The sequence below is a fragment of the Streptomyces sp. NPDC060209 genome, assembly GCF_042728155.1.
Lineage (GTDB): Bacteria > Actinomycetota > Actinomycetes > Streptomycetales > Streptomycetaceae > Streptomyces.
Genome location: NZ_JBHWZS010000484.1, coordinates 1 through 3,961 on the forward strand (window position 1 = coordinate 1; position 3,961 = coordinate 3,961).

Below are 3,961 nucleotides of genomic sequence, written 5' to 3' on the forward strand. Positions count from 1 at the left end.
GTGTTGCACGGGTCAGTCGGTGGTGGCGGAGCCGCTCCGGCTGCCGGGCCCGCTGTAGTCCTCACCGTAGGCGCCCTTGGAGGGGCGGCGGCGGCGCAGCGGCGGCTCGACGCCGTCCGCGAGGCGGCGGGCGGTGACGAGGAAGCCGGTGTGGCCGATCATCCGGTGGTCCGGGCGGACGGCCAGGCCTTCGACGTGCCAGTTGCGGATCATCGACTCCCACGGCTGCGGTTCGGCGAAGCAGCCGATCTCGCGGATGGACTCGACGGTTCGCGAGAGCTGGGTCGTGGTCGCGACGTACGCGCAGAGGATGCCGCCGGGCACCAGGGCCTTGGAGACGGCCTCGAGGCACTCCCACGGGGCGAGCATGTCCAGGACGACGCGGTCGACGTCGGTGTCCGAGAGGTTGTCCTGGAGGTCGCCGACGGTGAGCTCCCAGGCGGGGTGCGGGGAGCCGAAGTAGCGCTCCACGTTCTGCTGGGCGATCTCGGCGAAGTCCTCGCGGCGCTCGTAGGAGTGCAGCATGCCCTGCTCGCCGATGGCGCGCAGCAGGAAGGTGCTGAGCGCTCCGGAGCCCACTCCCGCTTCCACGACGCGGGCGCCGGGGAAGATGTCGGCGAAGGCCAGGATCTGCCCCGCGTCCTTGGGGTAGACCACGGCGGCACCGCGGGGCATGGACAGGACGTAGTCGGGGAGCAGGGGGCGCAGCGCGAGATAGGCGACGTTTCCCGTGGTACGGACAACACTGCCCTCGGGAGCACCGATCAGCTCGTCGTGGGGGAAAGAACCCTTGTGGGTGTGGAAGTTCTTTCCGGCCTCGAGCGTGAAGGTGTAGTGGCGTCCCTTGGGGTCGGTGAGCTGGACCTGGTCCCCGACTTTGAATGGGCCGCGACGGCGGGCGGCACCGGTCGGTTCGGACATGTGACCAGCCTACCGGTATTTCGGGGGCCGCTTTCCGGGGCGTCAGGCCGAGGGACGGGCCATGGCCTTGACGAAGGCTCGCTCGACGTCGGCGGTGGAGAGGACGCCGTAGATCTCACCCGTGTCCTCGACCACCAGGTACTCGGTGGCCGGGGTGGCCTTCAGCCGGTCCAGGAGTGCCTCGCCCGCGAGTTCGGCGGGGACCTTCATCCCGTCGGTGATGTCCTGGGCGAGGCCGCTGACGGCCACCCAGGGCCGGCGGTGCTCGGGGACGCCGGCGATGGCCGCCTCCCGGACGACACCCTTCGGGCTGCCCTGCCCGTCGACGACGACCAGGGCGCGGGCGCCGGCCTCGTTGGCGCGTCGGAGCGCCTCGGAGAGCGGGGTGGCCGACTCGACGGGCACCGCGCGCCGGGTGAGGGTGCGGGCCCGCAGATCGGGGAGGTGTTCGCGGAGACGTGCCATGCGCAGGCTGTTGCCGGCGCCGGTCCAGATGATGCCGGCGAGGATCGCGGCGAGCAGCGCGTCGGTGACGGTCTCCATGCCGCTGATCTCGGTGGTGGCGTTGCCGAGGGCGCCCGTGTGGGTGAGGAGTGGCAGCCCGATGAGGACGGTGACGGCAAGGCCCCGGCCGACCCAAGCGGCGGCGACGGTGCCGCTCATCGGCTTTCCCGTGATCTTCCAGACGACGGCGCGGAGCATGCGTCCGCCGTCCAGGGGCAGGCCGGGCAGCAGGTTGAAGGCGGCGACGATGAGGTTGGAGACCATCAGCCCGGCGAGGAGCACGCCGGGGACTGTGCCCGCTTCGACGAACTGGAGCGGGATGTAGAAGAGACCGCCGAGGACGAGGGACAGCAGGGGCCCCACGAAGGCGAGGACGAACTCGCGGCCGGGGGTCTCCGATTCCTTCTCGATCTCGGAGACGCCGCCGAAGAACTGGAGCTGGATGCGGCGCACCGGCAGCTTGTAGTGCAGGGCGGCGACGGTGTGCGCGAGCTCGTGGACGAGCACGGACGCGTAGAAGGCGATCGCGAAGAAGAGCGCGACCAGGTAGCGGGCTCCGCCGAGTTCCGGCAGGACGCGGTCGAGCTGGCCGCCGAAGACCCAGGTGATCAGAGCCGCGACGACGAACCAGCTGGGTGCCACGTACACCGGCACGCCGAAGGGACGGCCCATGAGCAGGCCGCCACCCGGTTCCGCCGGGCGTCGCGGTTTGCCCTTGTCCGGTCCGGTGCCGGGGTCCTTGCCCCCTGCGCCGGGCTGCGGGCGCCCGCTGTCGCCGCTCTCGTCCACGGGGTCCCTCCGGTCGGTGGCTTCCGCCATGATCATGCTGTGTGCGAGCTCTGTCGTCGATGGTATGCCGCTGGGTGTCAGTGGCGGGCCGTAGGGTCTGCGACATGACGTCCGTACCGCGCCCGCCTCAGCCACCCTCGTCCCTGTCGCCGTCGCGCGCGAGCGATTTCATGCAATGCCCCCTGCTGTACCGCTTCCGGGTCATCGACAAGCTGCCCGAGAAGCCCAGTGAGGCTGCTACCCGGGGCACGCTGGTGCATGCGGTGCTGGAGCGCCTGTTCGACGTCCCGGCGGTGGACCGTACGGCGCCGAGGGCCAAGGCGCTGATCCCCGGCCAGTGGGACCGGCTGCTTGAGTCGAAGCCCGAGCTCACGGAGCTGTTCGATGGGGATCCCGAGGGGGAGCGGCTCGCGGGCTGGCTGGGCGAGGCGGAGCGGCTCGTGGAGCGCTGGTTCTCGCTGGAGGACCCGACGCGCCTGGAGCCGGCCGAGCGGGAGCTGTTCGTCGAGACCGAGCTGGATTCGGGGCTGCGGCTGCGCGGGGTGATCGACCGCGTCGACGTGACCCCGACGGGCGACGTCCGCATCGTGGACTACAAGACGGGCAAGGCACCGCGGCCGGAGTACGCGGAGGGCGCCCTGTTCCAGATGAAGTTCTACGCCCTGGTGGTGTGGCGCCTGAAGAATGTTGTGCCGCGCCGCCTCCAGCTCGTCTACCTCGGCAGCGGTGACGTGCTGACGTACGACCCCGTTCCGGCCGACCTCGAGCGGGTGGAGCGCAAGCTGCTCGCGCTGTGGGACGCGATCCGGCTGGCCACCGAGACGGGCGAGTGGCGGCCGAGGCCGACGAAGCTGTGCGGCTGGTGCGACCACCGGGCGGTCTGTCCGGAGTTCGGCGGGACTCCCCCGGTCTATCCGCTGTCCGTGCGCCCGGCCGAATCGGTGGAGGCTGTGCAGGGCAGAATGGAGCCGGCCCGGTCCGAGGCCGGTCGACCGGTGGCCCTCGAAGGCCCTTAAGGAGATTACGTGGCTATCCGCGTCCTGCTCGTCGATGATCAACCACTGCTGCGCACCGGCTTCCGGATGATTCTGGAGGCGGAGGGCGATCTCGCGGTGGTCGGTGAGGCCGGTGACGGCCTGCAGGCCATCGATCAGGTGCGGGCGCTGCAGCCCGATGTCGTGCTCATGGACATCCGGATGCCGCGGATGGACGGCGTCGAGGCGACCCGCCAGATCACGGGTCCCGGGCGGGACGGCCCGGCGAAGGTCCTGGTGCTGACGACGTTCGACCTCGACGAGTACGTGGTGGAGGCGCTGCGCGCCGGTGCCAGCGGCTTCCTGCTGAAGGACGCGCCGGCCAACGAGCTGGTGCAGGCCATCCGGGTGGTGGCCGCGGGAGAGGCGATGCTGGCTCCGAGCATCACGCGCCGTCTGCTCGACAAGTACGCCGACCATCTGCCCTCGGGCGAGGAGGCCGTCCCGGACGCCCTGCACACCCTCACCGAGCGCGAGGTGGAGGTGCTGAAGCTGGTGGCGCGCGGTCTGTCGAACGCGGAGATCGCGGCCGACCTCTTCGTGAGCGAGACGACGGTCAAGACGCATGTGGGGCATGTGCTGACGAAGCTCGGCCTGCGCGACCGCGTGCAGGCCGCCGTCTACGCGTACGAGAGCGGACTGGTGCGTCCCGGCGCCCAGTGAGCCGGGGCGGAACGTGAGACCGGCGCGGTCCGGGGCCAGTGGCCCCGGAC

4 protein-coding genes are annotated in these 3,961 nt (G+C 70.9%); 2 read left to right on the forward strand and 2 right to left on the reverse strand.

Translation table 11 applies throughout. The features are described 5' to 3' along the window. Positions 1-12: 12 nt before the first annotated feature. The gene (locus tag ACFWFI_RS41480; RefSeq protein ID WP_387400941.1) at positions 13-921 is read right to left on the reverse strand and encodes a tRNA (adenine-N1)-methyltransferase; all 909 of its coding nucleotides are present in this window, start codon (positions 919-921) and stop codon (positions 13-15) included. A 42-nt stretch (positions 922-963) separates the two neighbouring features. Further along, positions 964-2,214, reverse strand: a complete 1,251-nt coding sequence (locus tag ACFWFI_RS41485; RefSeq protein WP_387400943.1) for a site-2 protease family protein — start codon at positions 2,212-2,214, stop codon at positions 964-966. 170 nt (positions 2,215-2,384) lie between these two features. On the opposite strand from ACFWFI_RS41485, the gene ACFWFI_RS41490 reads away from it, so the two are divergent. Together ACFWFI_RS41490 and ACFWFI_RS41495 are read left to right on the forward strand one after the other, a co-directional pair. Further along, a complete protein-coding gene (locus ACFWFI_RS41490) occupies positions 2,385-3,230 on the forward strand; it encodes a RecB family exonuclease (protein ID WP_387400945.1) in 846 nt (281 codons plus the stop codon). Positions 3,231-3,239: 9 nt separating this feature from the next. Then, positions 3,240-3,911, forward strand: a complete 672-nt coding sequence (locus tag ACFWFI_RS41495; protein WP_356415905.1) for a response regulator transcription factor — start codon at positions 3,240-3,242, stop codon at positions 3,909-3,911. Positions 3,912-3,961: the final 50 nt, after the last annotated feature.